Source organism: Phytobacter palmae (assembly GCF_039409775.1).
Lineage (GTDB): Bacteria > Pseudomonadota > Gammaproteobacteria > Enterobacterales > Enterobacteriaceae > Phytobacter > Phytobacter palmae.
Genome location: NZ_JBCIVJ010000014.1, coordinates 20,114 through 39,298 on the forward strand (window position 1 = coordinate 20,114; position 19,185 = coordinate 39,298).

The following is a 19,185-nucleotide window of genomic DNA, read 5'->3' on the forward strand; positions in this document are numbered from 1 at the left end:
TATTTATCACGTAGGCATTTAAGCCGGGTTTGATAGCCCAAACAATGCGCGGGCCGTTAACTCATCACGCGCGATCTGCGCTTTTAGCTCATCCAGCGAAGTAAATCGCTGCTCGTTGCGTATTTTTTTACGCAGTACTACATCTATATGGCGTCCATAGAGGTCCATTACAACATCCAGCAGATGGACTTCAAGCTGCTGGCGAACCCCGGCTACCGTCGGGCGCGTACCAATATTGGCTACACCGGGCAGTAAAGTATCGCCTAAGCCAGCCACTTCTACCGCATAGACCCCTTTGACCGGGGAAACCTGGCGGCGCAGCGGTATGTTCGCCGTCGGAAAACCAATAGTACGTCCCAGTTCGTCACCGTGAACCACACGCCCGGAGATACTAAACGGATGGCCCAGCAGTTGTTCCGCGAGCTCAAGGTTGTCGTCGGCCAGCGCCTGACGAACCGCCGTACTGCTCACACGTGCCCCGCCAGAGCAGAAGGTTTGTGTGCTGGTAACATCAAAGCCGTATTTCAGACCGGCTTTCTGTAATAACAAGAAATCACCCTGGCGACCAGCGCCAAAGCGGAAGTCATCACCCACGGCGAGGAATTTCACGCCGAGTTTGTCAACCAACAGATCGCTGACGAAGGCTTGCGCCGTCAACGCGGCAAAACGTCGGTCAAAACGTACGCACAGTACGTAATCGACGCCACATTCAGCCAGCAGGCGCAATTTTTCCCGCAGACGGGTCAGACGCGCGGGCGCTTTATCACCAGCGAAAAGTTCGAGAGGTTGCGGCTCGAATATCATCACCACTACGGGGAGATCACGGGTACGGCCCTCTTCGCTAAGCCCTTGTAAAAGCGCCTGATGGCCGCGATGCACGCCGTCGAAATTACCAATAGTCAGCACACACCCGTGCGGTGCCTGGCTGAGATTATGTATGCCGCGTATCAGCTTCATGTCTGGCTCAAAACAGTGAAAATCGTCAGAGTATACCTTGTACAACGTGCGACGTTAACCGACGATTGCCCGAACCCGCCAGAAAGGAGAAGGATTTCATCAGGCTGCCTTCTTACCGCATGAAAAACTGGCCCGGAAAGCGATTTTTATAGTGGAAAAGCTGTATTCGATGACCACAAGCTGGTAGAATCCTGCGCCATCACTACGTAACGTAGCGTCGTAGATTAACGGCGCTTATTTGCACAAATCCATTGACAAAAGAAGGCTAAAAGGGCATATTCCTCGGCCTTTGAATTGTCCATATAGATCATATTTGGGAGTTGGACCTTGGCTAATATCAAATCAGCTAAGAAGCGCGCCGTTCAGTCTGAAAAGGCTCGCAAACACAACGCAAGCCGTCGCTCTATGATGCGTACTTTCATCAAGAAAGTGTACGCTGCGATCGAAGCTGGCGACAAAGCTGCTGCACAGAAAGCATTTGACGAAATGCAACCGATCGTGGATCGCCAGGCCGCTAAAGGTCTGATCCACAAAAACAAAGCTGCGCGTCATAAAGCAAACCTGACTGCACAGATCAGCAAACTGGCTTAATCGCCCGCTTGTTGTGCTTTGTGAAAGAACCCGCGTAAAGCGGGTTTTTTTATGCCTGCTTACCTGAGGTCAATGCCGAGTAATGTCCGTAACCCCTGCCGACCTTTCGCGGTGAGTGTGACTTCACGAAAACCGGGCGTCCGGCGGATCCACCCCTGCGTTTCAAAATAAATAAGCAAAACCGCTCCCGCATGACCACCCAGATGAAAGCGCCGCTCACTCCAGTCAAGACAGGCACAGCTACGTTTACGCGTTGATTTACTTTCCAGCGGTAACCCCATCCGGGTAAAAAATGCCAGCCCATTTTCGGTAAGTGACGCCTCATCAGCGGTCAGGTAACCTTTCTCCACCAGCGCATCATAAATGTTTACCGCCAGTTCACCCGCCAGATGATCGTAACAAGTACGCGCATGCCGCAGCGCCACGGGCGTGCGCGTTGCTAAAGGTTTATCCCGCCGCCAGGAAATTCCCATCATCATTTCTATCAACCGGGCAACCTCTTTGCCTGCCAGGCGGTAGTAACGATGGCGTCCCTGTGAAAGGAAACAGACCAGTTGACTGTCAACAAGTTTACTCAGATGTGCGCTGGCGGTAGAGGCGGCAACGCCTGCCGCTACACTTAATTCCGTTGCCGTCCATGCCCGCCCATCCATCAGCGAGCATAGCATTTTGACCCGTGAAGGCTCGGCCATCGCCGCAGCAACCGCCGAGACCGAAAGTTCAAGTGCGTCGTCATCAGAAAGATGCTCAGGATGATGTTGCATAAACCGCCCAGGGTTCTGTTGCCTCGCTGGCAACAATATCATTATCCGTCACCAGTATGAGCTGATTCGCGTGATCGCTGTACTGCACGAGAATATTTACGCCCTGCGTCGCAAGCGCTGCCGCTATCTCACCCAGCTCGCCGGGTCGCTCCTGTTTGAGCTTACGAATAACAGGGCGGCGCAGATCGCGGACATCAAACCCATCATGCTCCAGTACCGCTTTCGCCCGTATGCCCTCTTCCACCAGAAAGTGCGCGTGCCCTTCGTTGCCACAGGTAAAGACGCCACCACCCTCAAGGCCAATACCATTGCTGCCCAATGTCTTGCCCAGTTTCGCCAGTTCACCCGGCAGGTTTTTCAGCACTACGTGAATGTCGTACATCACCTTACCCCCCGGCTTTCCGATGAATATTCCCGTTCCAGCCGGGCAATGCGGATGCGATAAAACGAAAAAATTGCTTCTCGCCCCTCCGTCTGAGCCTCGCGGTGAAAGTGATTATTTTTCCACGTCTGAATGGCCTCCTCATCGCGCCACCAGGATAACGAAAGTATTTTCCCGGGCGTAGCCAGGCTTTGAAAACGTTCGATCGCGATAAAGCCGTCGATATCGGCAAGTAGTGGTTTCAGCTCCGCAGCCAGTTCAAGGTAGCGCTCTTGCTTTGCCGCAACCGCATCGGCTTCGAAAAGTACTGCAATCATGATTTATCTCCTGTCCAGTTAACGAGAGATAAATCTACCGTGCTGAAAAAGTCATGCTTCGGCGGTTAACGAACTATGGAACGTGTTACCCGGGGTCATTAAACAGTCGGGAATAATCACGATTACAGATACGCTGAACGGCGGGATGCTGGATCATTCGTTCGGCAAAAATAGCGTGATACTCTTCCATCACGTTATCCACACGCCCAATTTCAACGATATTCTCATCGGCAAAATAATCTTTTGCATAGAGCGTCGGAGCGACAAAAATGGCATTGTGCGCTGCGCCAAAAGATTTCATCAACGCCGCATCATCAAACTCGCCCAGCACTTCAACGTTCAGTCCCTGCGAATTAAACCAGTTAAGTAACTTGCGTCCAAGCATCGAGCGGCGGCCAGGAATCAGCAAACGGCGCTCTTCAAGGCAGGCAGGAAAGGGCTTTTTAAGTGCGGGTTTCTGGCACCAGAAGCTGACGCTGCACTCGCCAATTTTCACCGAGAAGAGCCCTTCCTGATGGGTGGAATCAATCGGGCAATCCGAAATAATCATATCGAGCTTATGCTGGCTCAACTGTTCGAGCAACATCTCATGCGTGGATTCAAAACAGCGTAAATGGATGGGCTCACCTTCCTGAACCGCAGCATCAAGAATACCACTGACCAGTTGTTTAGACAGGGCATCCGCTACCCCGACGTCAAACAACAAATGCGACTCTTTGCGATAATTAACAATATCCAGCATTTCCTGGCTTAACGTAAACATCTTATCGGCGTAACGAAAAACCAGCTCACCAAGTTCGGTCGGTTCCAGTCCCCTTCCGCGGCGCTTAAAGAGCTTGCCTTGCAGGCGCTCTTCCAGCGCCTTGATTTGCCCGGTGATGGTTTGTGGCGTGAGGTATAACGCTTCCGCAGCGCCTACGACAGATCCCGCCCGGTAGACCTGCCAGAAGTAGTACAGATGGTTGTAGTTGATGTTTGACATCGTGTCTTCGCTCCCTGACTGGCGTTTTCGGGAAGGCCATCGCCCGCCTTCCCATCCTGGGATCAGCGGACTATGCGCGAACGCAACAGGCAGTATCCCACCACCGCCGCCAGGATTGAACCCGTAAGAATGCCTAATTTCGCCCAGGCAACCATATGTGTATCGATGTCACCAAACGCCAGGGTAGCGATGAAAATCGACATGGTGAAACCAATCCCGCAAAGTACGCCGACCGCCATAATTTGTTTAAAAGCAGCCCCCTGCGGTAATTTTGCCAGTTTGAGGCGAAGCGCCAGCCAACAAAAGAGAGTAATGCCGACGGGTTTACCGATAAACAGACCAGCAATCACCCCCAATGGCAACAGTGATGTCAGACCGGCAAAGGTGACCCCTTCAAGCGATACGCCCGCATTGGCAAAGGCAAACAAGGGCAAAATGAGCCAGCCGACCCAGGGATGAATCGCATCGACCACCTGACGAGCCGGAGAGACGCCATCTTTCTCTTTCAGAGGAATAAAGAAGCCCAACACAACACCGGCCAACGTGGCATGAATGCCCGATTTCAATACCGCCGTCCACAACACGACGCCCACCAACATATAAATACCTATCCGGCGAACATTCAGGGCGTTCAGTACTGCCAGCACCATAATGGCCGCCGCCGCAATACCCAGCGATAGCAGCGACAGATCGCTGGTATAAAACAGTGCGATAATGATGATCGCGCCAAGATCATCGATAATCGCCAGCGCCATCAGGAAAATTTTCAGCGCCGGGGGAATGCGGTCACCGAGCAACGCCAGAACGCCAAGGGCAAAGGCAATATCTGTCGCCGCAGGAATCGCCCAGCCGTGGCGGGCTAAGGGATCATGGAAATTAAACACCAGGAAAATAAGTGCCGGGGCGATCATACCGCCCACCGCGGCTATCACAGGGAAAATAGCCTGCTGGCGACTGGCAAGCGAACCTTGCATCAGCTCATATTTCACTTCAAGGCCAACCATCAGGAAAAAGACCGCCATAAGCGCGTCATTAATCCATAACAACATATTTTTATTGATTTCCAGTGCAGCAAACCTGAATGCGACCGGTGTATCAAGAAAAGCCTGATAACCGGCTTTGGTCACATCCAGATTGGCGCAGAACATCGCCAGTACGGCAGCAATGATGAGGACAATCCCGCCTGAGATATCACTGCTAAAAAAACGTTGTAGAAATTTCATGTTCTTCTCTCGATTTACAACTCCCTGGGGGCGCTTATATTACCCCGGTAGAATCTTCGATAAAATCAGATAAATTTTGAGGATAAACTCGGTTTTATCGAGTTTATATAATAATACGGTTAACAATGAGGTGTTCAGGTTTTGCGCGCTTCGCCTGAACAGGGGGCATTATCTAATGGCAGAGAGAGGGCTCGCACGGCAGCAAAGTGCGAGTCTGGTTGTATTCATATTTCATGAAATCAAGGGCCATTGTGAGATTTGCCGGGGACAGGCGCGTCATCTGACCATAAAAAGGATGCGACTCGACATAATGAATAAATCGCGTTGCGGGTAACAGTGTCGCATAGCGCAACTGTCCTGGCTTTTTACTGCCGGTCAAATTGGAGACGGCCATCGCGTAGTCAGGCGTTGAAAAATAGCGCCAGACATTGTTACGAATCCCTCCCGCCAGAAAATATCGCGGTGGACGCGTCTGCTGTTGCGGTACAAGTCCGCGCTCAGCGACAAACGATATATGGCAACGCCCGCGTACCACATCTTCATGATTGGCTATCAGGCATCCTCCATAAATAAAGCATTCATGATCAAGGAAATGCTGAACATTGATAGACCGTTCATCCGTTAATTTTTTCACCAAATCGAAATGACGATATGCAGGCAAAACGGGCTTCACTATCATGCCTGCATCGTTTTTACGCAACGCGGCTATGCCGTAATCAATATCGAATAACGTCGCCCGTTGCGCAGTCAGCTTCTCTTTTCGTTGAACTATGTGAGCAAACGTTCCACTCAATGAACGCTCAGTAAAGCTATGGGTGTACTGATACTCTCTTTCTACGCAGACAGGAGAATAGTTGGTGGAGACGGCAACAACTTTGCCACTGTCCGCCTCGGCGGTTACCAGAATATAAAGCAAATTGCCTGAACCCAAATAAGGCAGTACAAAAGCGCGCGTACATAAAGCAATGTCATACGCCTGGAACATAAACTGTGATTCAAGACTATTAACCTGACGCGCCAGTCGGGAGAATTGTCGGCTCAGTGCAGTACTGTCCAGACGCAGTTCTTTACGCAAATCCATTAAGGTAGCACCTGCCGCAATGCCTTTACTCAACTCGCATAAATTCTCTTTTCCCGAACTCACCTGAGTAAAAAGGAAGGTTCTGCTGCAATGACGGCAAAGGAGCCGATTTTTACCATTCGAAGAATAGCCGTGTCGTTTAAAAGCCGTACCGCCACAAAAAGGACACTGTTTTATCAGTCCTTTCCAGTCTTTATTAACTGCTGTACGAAAAACATTCAGAGAGTGTCTGGAAATCCGTGGAAAGGTAAAACCACATTCGCGACAAAGAATATCTTTATCCTGCGGTTGATAATCGGGGCTGTTCAGAATACCAAGGTTTTTGCAGCCGAATGTTTTGCAGCAGTCCACATCGTGATGACGAAACATAGCTTTTCCTCCCTGAAATGCTCAGTTTGCCGATAAAACATGCTTTATATCTGCCGGAGAGTATCCATTCTCAAACAGGGTTTTCATTGCTTGCATTAACGCAGAGGTGTGAGAAAAGAAGCGCTGATAGCCCTGGCAAAGATAATTATGCGGGAATGCTCCCCCTGCCGGGGGTAAAAAGCGATGTTTCGGACACCCTCCATTGCAGGCAAACATCCAGGGGCAGGTACGACATTCATGAGAGAGATATTTGTTTTTAGCGTCGGCAAAATTGTAGTTTTGCTGACTATTGTTCATCTCTCTGATTGTGGTGTTACAGATATTGCCCAGCTTATATTGCGGGTACACATAATGATCGCAGTTATAAACATCGCCGTTCATTTCCATAGCAAAAGCACTGCCGCATGTCGGGGCAAAAACGCAAACCTGGGGTGGCAACCCACACCACGCCGCGAGAGTTTGATCAAAGAGTTGCACTGAAATGTCGCCAATGTCCTCCCGAATCCACACATCAAAAATCGTCGAAAGAAATTCGCCAAATGCCAGCGAACCCACTGACCAGGGCATCATTTCCGCTTGCCGTTCCTGTGGATGAGCAAGTGATTGTGCATCAGGAGCCGCACTTCGTCGCTCCACCAGCGGGATAAACTGCATATATTGACTACCCAGTGCTTTCAGATAGTGGTAAACCCGAAGCGGGTGGGCGGCGTTTGTTGCATTGACCACTGTCAGGGTATTAAACGCGACCCCATGACGGGCAAGAAGATGGATTGCGCGCTCAACTTTTTCATGCGTTGGTTTTCCCGCCCGCGTAACCCGCCATGCATTATGCAACGCCGCATCGCCGTCAATTGAGATACCAACCAGAAAAGCATTCTCACGGAAAAACTCAGCCCAGCTCTCATCAATGAGAACCCCATTGGTTTGAAAGGTGTTCACAATCTGTTTGCCATTCGCATAGCGTTTTTGTAGCGCGATAGCCTGCTGATAAAACGCAATCCCCATCAGTGTGGGTTCGCCTCCCTGCCAGGCGAAAATAACCTCGTCAACATCCTGTGCAGCGATATGTTGGGCGACAAAGCGCTCAAGGATAGTTTCGCTCATGCGGAAATGTTTGTTTCTCTCGGGGTAGAGTTTCTCCTTTTCGAGATAGAAACAGTACCTGCAATCAAGGTTACATACCGAACCGGTGGGTTTGACCATGACCTGGCAGCTTTTTCTTAACACAGTTTTCGTCCCTGAAATAAAATAACCCGATCCCTCTGTGTGAAAGATCGGGCGGGCAACGCCCTGAGTGGCAAAATTACTTCTTCTTGTTATTAAATGCGTTTAACCCCAGGTAACGGGTGTAGGTTTATCACCGCGCGCTTTCATCAGTGAATCGTTATCAATATCCTGTTTATATTTCAGGAACTCTTCATAGAGACGCTTTTCAACCTCCGGATTTTTGCCAATCTGATTCATGGTTTCAGCCCGATCCTGTTTGAGGTTGTAGAGATATTTCGCCTTCCCTTCGCGATCAATGATCATTTTCCAGTCACCATCACGAAGCGCCCACAAATCAGTCGGCTCGTCCTGGAAAGGCATATCAATACCAAAAATGAGCGGTTTTTCGCGTTTCAATTTAGCCTTCCCGAAGAGAGGCATCAGAGACTGGCCATCAATGGTGCGATCTTTCGGCAGATCGAATTTCATCATCTGTGCAAGCGTCGGCATCCAGTCGAGCCCGGAAGCCGGAGTGTCGGTTACCATCCCCTGCGGCAGATGTTTGCCATATTTAATAATCGCCGGAACACGGATCCCCCCTTCCCAGAGGTTATCTTTGCGTCCACGCAGGCCATCGGTTTCACCGGCCATGTTCAGCTCATAGACTTTACGAGCTTCACGCGTTACCGGCCCGTTATCGCTGGTAAAAATAATGATGGTATTTTCTTCTTCACCCATCGCCTTAATTTTTTCTACAACTTTACCCACCTGCTCATCCATGTAGCTGATATTGGCATAATACTCACCCGGCCCACGCCAGGGTTTATCTGCCCAGTCGCCGTAGTACATATCCGGATGTTTCTTCTGAAATTCGCTCATATATTGCGAATACATATCGAGGTATTTTTTCGGCGAGGCCACAGGGGTGTGCACTTCGGTGAAGGCAACATACAAGAAAAACGGCTTATCCTCTTTCTTCTTCTCGCGCTCGTCCAGCCAGTTGACCACTTCGGTACTGACCAGCTCACCGCTGAGTAATTTCGCTTCGCCTATTGGTTTACCATTACGAATAAAGGCATCCGGATAAACGGCACCATAGCGAGGACGCTCTTTTGCATTTGCCAGTCGTTCGTTAGTAATAAATCCACCCGCATGAACCAATGAGTAATCAAACCCAACGTCTTTAGCCTGGGGCTGGTCTGTGCGATTCGCCCCGGCGTTGAGGTGCAATTTACCCATTAACGCCGTATCGTAGCCCTGCTCACGCAATAAATTGGCTATAGTGACTTCGTTACGACCGATCGCAACATCTTTGCCTGCCGGTATCCAGGAACGAATACCAGTGCGGAAAGGCATACGCCCTGTAAGTAAACCCGCGCGTGAAGGAGAACAGAGCGGCGCGGGGGCGTAATAATCGGTAAATTTGACCCCCTCCTGCGCTAATTTATCGATATTGGGCGTTTTGACAATTTGATGACCATAAGTACCCAGATCACCATAGCCTAAATCATCAGTTAAAATTATCACCAAATTGGGGCGTTTCGCCTCTGCTGCATAAACGGGAGATAATGTGCTTCCTGCATATAACGCCAGACCAATCATACTGGCAACAAATGTTTTCTTCATTTCAGATCCTCTGAAAAATTAAAACTCATAGCCCAACATATAAATCATTTGATCGCCGAATCCGTCATAACCAAGCTTATTATCAAAATAGCGCCAGGTGACAGATGCTTTCCAGCGGGGATAAAATTTCCACGCTAATGTCAAACCGCCATTAATTCCGGTATGTCCATGTTGTTGTTCGGCATACGCATCATTTCTGTCGAGTTCAATTTCATTCCAGTTTGACAAGACAAACTTCTCATTAAAAGCATTAAAGAAGTATGCTGCGCTCCAGCCAATAACGTAACCATTCCAGCCACTGGTTTGCCCATATTTTTTTGAATTGTAATCTCCGGATTGGTTATGTAACCCAACATAGGGTTTGAAAAATCCCCATTTCCCTTGCCAGCCCAGATAACCAAGCCCATAAAACATATCTAAATCATCGCTCCATGCGTTATCCCACTGACCATATAGTTTTCCAAAGAAGGTGTAGTCAGAATCGAAGAGACGGACATGAGTCATCGCGGACACTGTATGGTTTCGTCCCGCAACGGCGTGATTTAAGACATTGCTTTCAAAGAATGAATAAATTTCTGCTTCGCGAAAATTAACGCCAAAATCGGCAGTCGCTTTCCATACTTCACCACGGTGAACATTTTCGAAACCACTATTCCAGTCAGCATAACCGGCATTTACAGAACCAAAAGCCCCTTTATACTCCAGAGACCATGCAGGAAGACTGCACAATATGGTCGTCGATATTAGAGCACACGCCAGCAACTTTCCCTTTTTTTGGGGCATATAATATATTCCTCATTATTATAGTTAACTTGAATGCTTCCATAATAAAAAACGATCTCAGGTAATAATGTAAACGTGGCCAGTTTATTAAAAAGGACAGATTGGTTTGTGATAGAGATATCACATTGATGGATTAGCTAAGTGGCTACATTTCAGGTGTCAGAAAATGTTGTTTTCCGTATCGTTAGCTTATGAAAATAAGAAATTGAACTAATAATTATTTTTTACAACCAGCAGGAAGGATATTGAATTTAGCAGGAAGAATAATCCAGAGAGTTACGTTAATAACATGAGGCACCGTGTGAGGTAATTCTTTTCACACCACGGCGGCAAGAAAAGTACCGTCAAAGAAGGCAAGTGATAAGCCATTTTTGGCTTTGGGAATAAAAAAGGGTTGCGTTAAGCAACCCTCTAAAAATAACGCCTGGTTAACGCGTCAGGTCATCAAAGAACTTTTTGACGCCATCGAAGAAGCTTTTGGAGCGTGGGCTGTTGTGTTCACCTGTCGGCCCACCAAAACTTTCCTGCAAATCTTTAAGCAGCTGTTTTTGCTTATCATTCAGGCCAACCGGCGTTTCAACCACCACGCGACACAGCAGATCGCCCTGAGCGCCGCCACGCACTGATTTCACGCCTTTACCGCGCATGCGGAACAGCTTGCCGGTCTGGGTTTCACCAGGGATCTTCAGATTTACGCGACCATCCAGCGTCGGAACTTCGATTTCTCCCCCCAGCGCCGCCATCGCAAAGTTAATGGGGACTTCGCAGTACAGGTTGTTACCTTCACGCTCAAAGATAGCGTGCTGTTTCACCTGCACCTGAACATACAGATCGCCTGCCGGTGCGCCGTGCTCACCCGCTTCGCCTTCGCCTGCCAGGCGGATGCGATCGCCCGTATCCACGCCTGCCGGAATTTTAACGGACAGGGTTTTGGTTTTTTCTACGCGGCCGTGACCGTGACATTTGTTGCAAGGATCTTTAATCAGCGTACCGCGACCCTGACAGTGCGGACAGGTCTGCTGAACGGCGAAGAATCCCTGACGCATCTGCACCTGACCGGAACCGTGACAGGTCGGGCAGGTCTGCGGCTGAGTACCGGCTTTCGCGCCGCTGCCGTGGCAAATGTCACACTCTTCCAGCGTCGGTATACGGATCTCTTTACTGACGCCGCGAACGGCTTCTTCCAGCGTCAATTCCATGTTGTAACGTAAATCGGCGCCACGCGCTGCACGCTGGCGACCACGGCCACCGCCAAAAATATCGCCGAAGACATCACCAAAGATATCGCTAAAGTCAGCACCGCCGCCAAAACCGCCGCCGCCGAATCCACCGCCGCCCATGCCGCCCTGTTCAAACGCCGCATGGCCATACTGGTCATACGCAGCACGCTTTTGCGCATCGGTCAGAACTTCGTAAGCTTCTTTAATCTCTTTAAATTTGGCTTCGGCCTCTTTATCACCCTGATTACGGTCCGGGTGATATTTCATGGCCAGGCGCTTGTACGCCTTCTTGATTTCGCGCTCTTCCGCTGTTTTGGAAACGCCCAAAATCTCGTAGTAGTCTTGTTTCGCCATCTTTTTTTATCTACCCCTAACATGCGAGCACGGGCGTGGAGAAATCTCCTACGCCCGTGCCGATTAATTACCCTGCATCAGGGCGATTATTTTTTGTCTTTTACTTCTTCGAACTCAGCGTCGACAACATCGTCGTCTTTCGCGTTGTTCGCAGAAGCGTCAGCACCACCAGCCTGCTGCTGAGCGTGCTGTTGCTGTGCGATTTCCAGCAGTTTCTGAGAAGCCTGAGCCAGAGCCTGCATTTTCGCTTCGATATCCGCTTTGTCTTCGCCTTTGAGAGACGTTTCCAGCGCGGTCAGCGCAGCTTCGATAGCGGTTTTGTCTTCCGCTGGCAGTTTATCGCCTGCTTCTTCAACCTGTTTACGGGTGCTGTGCAGCAGGTGGTCGCCCTGGTTACGGGTCTGAACCAGCTCTTCGAACTTACGGTCAGATTCCGCGTTCGCTTCTGCTTCGCGAACCATTTTCTGGATTTCTTCCTCGTTCAGACCGGAAGAAGCCTTGATGGTGATCTTCTGCTCTTTACCGCTGTTTTTGTCTTTCGCGGAAACGTGCAGAATACCGTCAGCATCGATATCGAAGGTCACTTCGATCTGCGGCATGCCGCGCGGTGCCGGGTTGATACCATCCAGGTTGAACTGACCCAGAGATTTGTTATCAGCAGCACGTTTACGCTCACCCTGCAGCACATGGATGGTCACCGCAGACTGGTTATCTTCTGCAGTAGAGAACACCTGGCTGTGCTTGGTCGGGATCGTGGTGTTTTTGCTGATAAGCGCTGTCATCACGCCGCCCATGGTTTCGATACCCAGAGAGAGCGGGGTAACGTCCAGCAGCAGAACGTCTTTAACATCACCCGTCAACACACCGCCCTGGACCGCAGCACCGATAGCAACGGCTTCGTCCGGGTTAACGTCTTTACGCGGCTCTTTACCAAAGAACTCAGCAACTTTCTTCTGCACCATTGGCATACGAGTCTGACCACCAACGAGGATAACGTCGTTGATATCAGATACAGACAGACCAGCGTCCTGCAGCGCAACTTTCAGCGGCTCAATGGAACGGTTTACCAGGTCTTCGACCAGGCTTTCCAGTTTCGCGCGAGTCACTTTGATGTTCATGTGTTTCGGACCCGTCGCGTCTGCAGTGATGTACGGCAGGTTAACGTCGGTCTGCTGAGCGGAAGAAAGCTCAATTTTCGCTTTTTCTGCCGCTTCTTTCAGACGCTGCATCGCCAGCGGGTCGTTACGCAGATCAATGCCCTGATCTTTCTTAAACTCTTCAACCAGGTAGTTGATCAGACGGCTGTCGAAGTCTTCACCACCCAGGTGGGTATCACCGTTGGTTGCCAGTACTTCGAAGGTTTTTTCGCCATCAACTTCGTCGATTTCGATAATAGAGATATCGAAGGTACCGCCACCGAGGTCATAGACCGCGATAGTACGGTTGCCCACTTCTTTATCCAGACCGTAAGCCAGTGCAGCGGCAGTCGGTTCGTTGATAATACGTTTGACTTCCAGACCCGCGATACGGCCAGCATCTTTGGTTGCCTGACGCTGAGCATCGTTGAAGTATGCAGGTACGGTGATAACTGCTTCGGTTACCGGCTCACCCAGGTAATCTTCAGCCGTTTTCTTCATTTTTTTCAGCACTTCGGCAGAGATCTGCGGCGGTGCAGTTTTAGTGCCTTTCACATCAAGCCATGCGTCACCGTTGTCAGCAGCGATGATTTTGTATGGCATGATAGAAACGTCGCGCTGAACTTCTTCGTCCTGGAAGCGGCGGCCAATCAGGCGTTTAATCGCAAACAGGGTGTTTTGCGGGTTTGTCACTGCCTGACGTTTAGCCGGCTGACCAACCAGAGTTTCACCATCCTGGGTATAAGCAATGATAGAAGGCGTGGTGCGGTCGCCCTCGGCATTCTCCAGCACACGCGCGGTGGTGCCATCCATAATCGCTACACAAGAGTTGGTAGTACCCAGGTCGATACCAATAATTTTACCCATCTAAACGTCTCCACTAAAAATTCGGTCAACATGTGGTTGTGAACCTGTAATAAGGGCGAATCGTGCGGTTTCAACTACCCTCGTTCGTTTTTTTTCAGGTCCACACATTGCGGTTGACTACAAGATGGGGTCGCAACGAAGCTCATCAAGGGGTAAGGAATAAAAAAATTTATAATTTCCACCTGTTCAGATCATAGACACAGCCAGTGGCGCTATTTATGATGCCGCGCCCCGCTTCCTCTACATTGATGCGGGGAATACATTTCATCCTTCAATGTTGATTTATTTTGAGGAATTATGGGCAAGCCAAAATTCATTTTGGCAAAGAAAATATCACATAAATAGCAATGATAATCATTTCCAAATAGAAGATTTGATGATAAAATAGAAACTGACCAATAAACCACACAAAATAGGAGACCTATTGACCCCAACGCCCATGCTGCCAACATTTGCAGCCCCGGCCGATAAGGAACGCGTGATCCTCGCTGCGATCCTGAATGACACCGGCCTCCGTGCTACAGTCCCCCGGATTAACGTCCTCCATTACCTGAACACAATCGATATTCCCGTAACCGCTGAGATGGTTTCTCGCTGCGTTGATCTGCCGCTATCGACTGCGTACAGAACGCTCACGGCGCTGGAAGTCACTCACCTCGCCGGGGTCACTTTCGGACGCGGGGACGTCACTCGCTGGTTTAGATTCTGCCCTGAGACACCCCAGCATTGCGCCTCCTGCGGGCAGAGTTTTTACGGCGAATACGCCTAACCACCTGATACACAAATACTGACGAGATGACCGCATGAACGGTCACATCAAATGACGCTCAACACAGAGCGCCAGCGGCCTGCTATGGCCTTTATTCAACGATTACAGAGGATTATCAAATGGCAAAGAAGACCGCACAGAGCGCTGCTGAGAGCGATTTAAAGGCGTTTATGACTGAGGCCGCCACCCGCTATAAACCCGACGCCGCCGTGCTGGCCGCGCGTATAGATACAGCCGTCCAACGGTACACAGCTACAAGCACCACACAGCGTTTCAACGCCGCCGCGCCGCTGGCAATCCAGCAACTCCAGGAGAGGATATTGGAAGGGTGGAGGTACGATATCGGCATCCCTCAATCCGTTTATGTTGCCGGTACGGGGAATATGAGTATCACGCTTCGCAAACCGGCGGAGCTGGTGGAGCGGGAGATCGCCGGCCTGAAACGACAGGTGGAAGAGGGCTATCACAACGAACTCGCCGCCGCGATGGAGCGTGAGGTAGACAAACTGGTTCAGGACGCCGCTAACGAGGCACAGCGCCGAGCAGAGGAAGCCGCCGCCGCAGAGCGTGATGCTATGCGCCAACGCCTCCGCGATATGCTCCTGACAGGGGCCACTGTATGACCGCCACTAAAAAGGGGCCACCATGCCCCGCTTACATCGACCCGGATGCACTGGAACGAGCTATTGCCGCCGCTCGCAAAATCAAAGATGCCAACCCGGACAAGTACAAATCGCTGCCCGTCCAGCCGGAGGTTAAACAATGAAAATTTATGACATCACAGTGACAGGAACTACCGCCGACTGGCTGACCGCCACGCGCGGGAATATGCCTCTGCCGGTATTCGTCCGTAAGCTGCTGACTGAGATCGCCAGCCAGCCCGAGAAATACAGTGATCTGACCAATACAATTAACGACTCAGTGGAGTGCAAATGCCAAACCCGAACAACGAAAAAATAATTGATAACGCCGCCAATGATTCCGATGGGATCTACATCGACGAAAAAAACGGACATGAGCGACTGGCACACCAGTTTGCGGAATACCTGATTAACCTGGGCTTCATCTATCTGTCCCGGAAAAATGGCGCAGACCTGTACAGCACGTTGACAGGTAAATTCCATCCGTTCCACGCGGAGACTAACCTCTATCAGCAGTGGCTGCGAAAACAGTCAGAGCACAGACGTAGTGGTCACAATCCCCTGTTACACGATATTCTCCGCCAGCGGATTAAATATGCATCGGCGCGCGAGTTTATCCCCGGAGGCGCACGCCCTCTGGTATACGAGGCGGACGGTGTACCCGTGCTGAATACCTGGAAGCCATACGAACCACAGACAACCGCCGCAGCCGGTATTGATTTGTCACTCTGGACAGAATATCTGGAGCGCCTTTTCCCGGACGCTGACGAGCGGCACACCGTTGTGCAATGGCTGGCGCATATGTTCCAGTACCCGGAGGTTAAACCCTCATGGCACCTCATGCTGACGAGTGCGACCGGCACAGGGAAGGGATTCCTGTTCGATCAGGTTCTCTCACCTCTGCTATGCGGGCAGGCATCGTTACTCAGTTCGTATGACAAACTGACTGGTCAGTTCAGCAATGTGATCGCCAATAATTTGCTGGTGTTTCTGGACGATTGCCGCAGTAGCTCAAAATCGCTGCATACCCGGTTGAAATCCCTGCTGACAGAGCGCCGCCAGCAGATCGAGGAGAAGCAGGAGCAGGCCCGGATGGTCTCAACCTATACCCGGTTTATCCTCGCCAGCAACGAGCGACGCCCGATCCGCTTTTCACCGAACGAGCGCGAGCGCCGTTGGTTCGTCGTCCGGTTCATGGAGCATCGCCATAACCCAGAGGAGACCGGCGAATTTATCGGTCGATTAGCACAATGGTTAACGCAGGATGGCAGCCTCGATGCCATTTACTGGTGGTTGATGGCCTGTGACCTGACCGGATTCAACCCGCATCATTGCCGTGCGACTGAGACACTGGCGGAGATGCAGGAACAATCGCGATCCATGCTGGATATCGAGTTATCCGACTGGCTGGAGTCAAACCGGGTATTCAAAATGGAAACGGTACGCCTGCTGTTTGATGCACCGGCAGACCTGATTAAGCACAGGCTGGAGGAACTTGGATATCGACAAGCGCCAATCAATACCAATGGTGCTGGTGTTGACCGTTCCCGCTACTGGTTCCCGGCAGACTGGAAGCCCAAACAAGCGGCGCAGTGGCTGGAGGATGCAGCAGACGGTACGACAGAGCAATTCTGACAGGGAGCTATACGCTCCCTTTTTTGCATCCATCAGTCGAAAAATCCCAAATAATCCCACCCATAAAGCAAATAATCCCACGATAATCCCAGCATGGAAATCAATAAAACACCTATAAATCAATACGTAAAGTGAATAATCCCAACAATCCCAATAATCCCACGACCTTATTTATATACAACGTAGTTACTGTGGCGCACGCCAGTAAGCAACAGGGGCAGCCGTAGGCAAAGCGTAGCGCCGTGTGCAAATCCTAAAGCGGCTCTGTTCCTGCTCAGGGACAAAGACGGTGCTGGTGGAGGAATGCATATGCAACGCCGGATCGCTAAACAAGGTTCGACTCCACCGGGCCAGCCTTACGCACACGAAAAAATATCTGGGGTCATTTCCCATGACAAATTTGACGACAGCAGACGCACCAACGCCCACGGCGATCCGCACGTTGCCGATTTTCTCACATTAAAAGGCTACAAAATAAAGCGTTGTATGAGTGAAAGAGAAAACCACGTTCAAGTTTTCACAAAGGGTATACCCGAAATGAAGAGCGTAATCGTGAATAAGGTCATTCACAATGAGTAGTAAAAATTGACTCTATGTAGATTATTCACGTAAGATACCAATATGACAACTTAATATGAAAAAAGATAATGACAACGACACACGCATACCTCAGGGCATCCACCGACGACCAGGACGCGACACGCGCTCTTGATACACTTAATGAGTTTGTGGAAAAACACCAGCTAACAAATGTTGTTCACTACGTTGAAAACTTCTCTGGTGCCAAGCTGGAACGCCCGGAACTTACCCGCCTGATTGCCGCAGCCAAAAAAGATGACTTTTTGCTGGTGGAATCTATCGACCGCTTGACCCGACTCCCCGCAGCACAATATGAAGCCCTAAAGGCTCGTATTGAAGTGCGCGGCTTACGTGTCATTGTTGTGGATCTGCCAACCTCCCACGATGCATTAAAATCCAAACCAGGTGATCGCATAATAGAGCTTATCAATGGTCTGATGATGGACATTGCCGCCCATTACGCACACGAGGACTACACCAAACGCCGCCAGCGTCAGGCACAGGGCATCGCCAAGGCTAAGGCTGAAAACAAGTACAAAGGGAGACCGGCAGATATCAATCTGCGAAGTAAGATTGAGTCGTACCTCAACAAAGGCGGGAATACCTATGCGGAGATCGCGAAGTTATGTGATTGCTCCGTCGGCATGGTCGCCAAGGTGAAGAAAATTATTGAGGCGATCTGACATACTGCGACCACCCGCACACTACGGATATTTGCCCAAGATCCTTCATGGCGTTTTCGAGTGGAAGCAATCAGTTAGACAGTGCAGCCCATGCGCCAGCCGTACAATCACCGGCAGGATATTTGCAGCCCGCCGGTTTAGATATGGTGGGGATATCAGCGATCTCGCGCCGGGGCGGGGGTCAATACGACCTGCCATATTCAGTTGGTCAGTTAAACCGGCAGCGGCTTCCAGATGGCGAACCAATAAGGAACATCATTTTTTCGCAAAGAATACTTACTGTCTGCCCTTTTCTCAAACTGGCGGCTTTGTTTTTTTCAGTTTCTTCCATACCAAATCGAGCAGGCATGAATTCATTACCACTTTGTAGTAAAACCACTACACTACCGGTGAAATCCTTATCAATACTCTGGACTACACCTTTAACCTCAACTTTTCGACCACCAATCTTGTCATCCGCTGCAACTTCATTTTCATCGTACATTGCCGTTAATGCTTTGGCCGTGGTTCGATAAATGCCGTCATCAGAGGCGACACTACCGTTTTCGGTCGCAGTAGATTGCTTCGGATCACTTAATCCAGCAGTGAACTGAGACATAAAACCCTTTTGCACTATATAACTCACGAATTCACTACAAGTATGAATTTCAGTCTTGTCTTGTGCGATGGTTTTCCCTTTCTTCTTAAGATTCACGCCTACGGCAGCCCCGAGCATAACGGTATCATGGATTGTAGAATAGGCAGAGGTGCCTTTCTCCATGCCCTGTGTGGCTTGAACTACCAACCCTTTTGTAGATTGCTCAACCGGCATGTTCGCATCGATCCCACCTTTCAATGCCAATTCACAGGTAGTGCTAAATAAAGTGCTAATGTATCCCTCGGCAGAATTACGATATGGTTGCAGGTTAACAGCAGAGCTGGGAGATGGTTGCTGGTCAGCTACAGAAGCGAAAGAAAAAACGATTAAAGACAGGGTTATAATTTTTTTCATATCCATTCCTGAGAAAAAATAAAATTGAA

General features: G+C 50.1%; 20 protein-coding genes and 1 pseudogene. 7 read left to right on the forward strand and 14 right to left on the reverse strand.

Annotation, left to right across the window (positions count from 1 at the left end):
• Positions 1-18: 18 nt before the first annotated feature.
• The gene (gene ribF, locus AAIG39_RS16835; RefSeq protein WP_090081499.1) at positions 19-957 is read right to left on the reverse strand and encodes a bifunctional riboflavin kinase/FAD synthetase; all 939 of its coding nucleotides are present in this window, start codon (positions 955-957) and stop codon (positions 19-21) included.
• A gap of 25 nt (positions 958-982) precedes the next feature.
• A pseudogene (locus AAIG39_RS25720) lies at positions 983-1,182 on the reverse strand (DUF2575 domain-containing protein).
• Positions 1,183-1,284: 102 nt separating this feature from the next.
• Between AAIG39_RS25720 and rpsT the strand changes: the two are divergent.
• Positions 1,285-1,548, forward strand: a complete 264-nt coding sequence (gene rpsT / locus AAIG39_RS16840) for a 30S ribosomal protein S20 (RefSeq protein ID WP_039078297.1) — start codon at positions 1,285-1,287, stop codon at positions 1,546-1,548.
• Positions 1,549-1,607: 59 nt separating this feature from the next.
• On the opposite strand, the gene AAIG39_RS16845 is transcribed toward rpsT, so the two are convergent.
• The 11 genes from AAIG39_RS16845 to dnaK form a co-directional block, all read right to left on the reverse strand.
• Positions 1,608-2,312, reverse strand: a complete 705-nt coding sequence (locus tag AAIG39_RS16845; RefSeq protein ID WP_343194312.1) for an ArsR/SmtB family transcription factor — start codon at positions 2,310-2,312, stop codon at positions 1,608-1,610.
• On the reverse strand, positions 2,296-2,694 hold the full coding sequence (locus AAIG39_RS16850) for an amino acid-binding protein (protein WP_090081492.1): 399 nt from the start codon (positions 2,692-2,694) through the stop codon (positions 2,296-2,298). The genes AAIG39_RS16845 and AAIG39_RS16850 overlap by 17 nt, the downstream gene beginning before the upstream one ends.
• Positions 2,694-3,011 (reverse strand): antibiotic biosynthesis monooxygenase family protein, encoded by a 318-nt coding sequence (locus tag AAIG39_RS16855; protein WP_090081489.1) that lies wholly within the window; start codon positions 3,009-3,011, stop codon positions 2,694-2,696. The genes AAIG39_RS16850 and AAIG39_RS16855 overlap by 1 nt, the downstream gene beginning before the upstream one ends.
• An 85-nt stretch (positions 3,012-3,096) precedes the next feature.
• Positions 3,097-3,993 carry a transcriptional activator NhaR gene (gene nhaR / locus AAIG39_RS16860; protein WP_090081486.1) on the reverse strand — a complete coding sequence of 299 codons (897 nt, stop codon included), beginning with the start codon at positions 3,991-3,993 and terminating at the stop codon, positions 3,097-3,099.
• 62 nt (positions 3,994-4,055) lie between these two features.
• Entirely contained in the window at positions 4,056-5,216 is a 1,161-nt protein-coding gene (gene nhaA / locus AAIG39_RS16865) for a Na+/H+ antiporter NhaA (protein ID WP_343194313.1), read from the reverse strand.
• Between the two features lie 172 nt (positions 5,217-5,388).
• Positions 5,389-6,666: an IS1/IS1595 family N-terminal zinc-binding domain-containing protein gene (locus AAIG39_RS16870; RefSeq protein ID WP_343194314.1), complete on the reverse strand. Its 1,278-nt coding sequence runs from the start codon at positions 6,664-6,666 to the stop codon at positions 5,389-5,391.
• Positions 6,667-6,687: 21 nt separating this feature from the next.
• Entirely contained in the window at positions 6,688-7,869 is a 1,182-nt protein-coding gene (locus AAIG39_RS16875; RefSeq protein WP_425503333.1) for an anaerobic sulfatase maturase, read from the reverse strand.
• Between the two features lie 126 nt (positions 7,870-7,995).
• On the reverse strand, positions 7,996-9,498 hold the full coding sequence (locus AAIG39_RS16880; RefSeq protein ID WP_343194316.1) for a sulfatase family protein: 1,503 nt from the start codon (positions 9,496-9,498) through the stop codon (positions 7,996-7,998).
• Positions 9,499-9,516: 18 nt separating this feature from the next.
• Positions 9,517-10,281: an outer membrane protein OmpK gene (locus AAIG39_RS16885; protein ID WP_249569341.1), complete on the reverse strand. Its 765-nt coding sequence runs from the start codon at positions 10,279-10,281 to the stop codon at positions 9,517-9,519.
• Positions 10,282-10,709: 428 nt separating this feature from the next.
• Positions 10,710-11,855: a molecular chaperone DnaJ gene (gene dnaJ / locus AAIG39_RS16890; protein ID WP_090081469.1), complete on the reverse strand. Its 1,146-nt coding sequence runs from the start codon at positions 11,853-11,855 to the stop codon at positions 10,710-10,712.
• Between the two features lie 86 nt (positions 11,856-11,941).
• A complete protein-coding gene (gene dnaK, locus AAIG39_RS16895) occupies positions 11,942-13,858 on the reverse strand; it encodes a molecular chaperone DnaK (RefSeq protein ID WP_090081468.1) in 1,917 nt (638 codons plus the stop codon).
• Positions 13,859-14,746: 888 nt separating this feature from the next.
• On the opposite strand from dnaK, the gene AAIG39_RS16900 reads away from it, so the two are divergent.
• The 6 genes from AAIG39_RS16900 (at position 14,747) to AAIG39_RS16925 (ending at position 18,165) form a co-directional block, all read left to right on the forward strand.
• The gene (locus AAIG39_RS16900; protein WP_343194317.1) at positions 14,747-15,250 is read left to right on the forward strand and encodes a hypothetical protein; all 504 of its coding nucleotides are present in this window, start codon (positions 14,747-14,749) and stop codon (positions 15,248-15,250) included.
• Complete coding sequence (locus tag AAIG39_RS16905; protein WP_343194318.1) at positions 15,247-15,393, forward strand: hypothetical protein; 147 nt, start codon at positions 15,247-15,249, stop codon at positions 15,391-15,393. Before AAIG39_RS16900 ends, AAIG39_RS16905 begins: the two co-directional genes overlap by 4 nt.
• Positions 15,390-15,587, forward strand: a complete 198-nt coding sequence (locus AAIG39_RS16910) for a hypothetical protein (protein ID WP_343194319.1) — start codon at positions 15,390-15,392, stop codon at positions 15,585-15,587. The genes AAIG39_RS16905 and AAIG39_RS16910 overlap by 4 nt, the downstream gene beginning before the upstream one ends.
• The gene (locus AAIG39_RS16915) at positions 15,560-16,903 is read left to right on the forward strand and encodes a primase-helicase family protein (protein WP_343194320.1); all 1,344 of its coding nucleotides are present in this window, start codon (positions 15,560-15,562) and stop codon (positions 16,901-16,903) included. Before AAIG39_RS16910 ends, AAIG39_RS16915 begins: the two co-directional genes overlap by 28 nt.
• 303 nt (positions 16,904-17,206) lie before the next feature.
• On the forward strand, positions 17,207-17,482 hold the full coding sequence (locus AAIG39_RS16920) for a hypothetical protein (RefSeq protein ID WP_343194321.1): 276 nt from the start codon (positions 17,207-17,209) through the stop codon (positions 17,480-17,482).
• 68 nt (positions 17,483-17,550) lie between these two features.
• Positions 17,551-18,165 (forward strand): recombinase family protein, encoded by a 615-nt coding sequence (locus tag AAIG39_RS16925; RefSeq protein ID WP_343194322.1) that lies wholly within the window; start codon positions 17,551-17,553, stop codon positions 18,163-18,165.
• Positions 18,166-18,373: 208 nt separating this feature from the next.
• Here the strand turns inward: AAIG39_RS16925 and AAIG39_RS16930 are convergent, their stop codons facing one another.
• Complete coding sequence (locus AAIG39_RS16930) at positions 18,374-19,156, reverse strand: OB-fold protein (RefSeq protein ID WP_343194323.1); 783 nt, start codon at positions 19,154-19,156, stop codon at positions 18,374-18,376.
• Positions 19,157-19,185 lie beyond the last annotated feature (29 nt).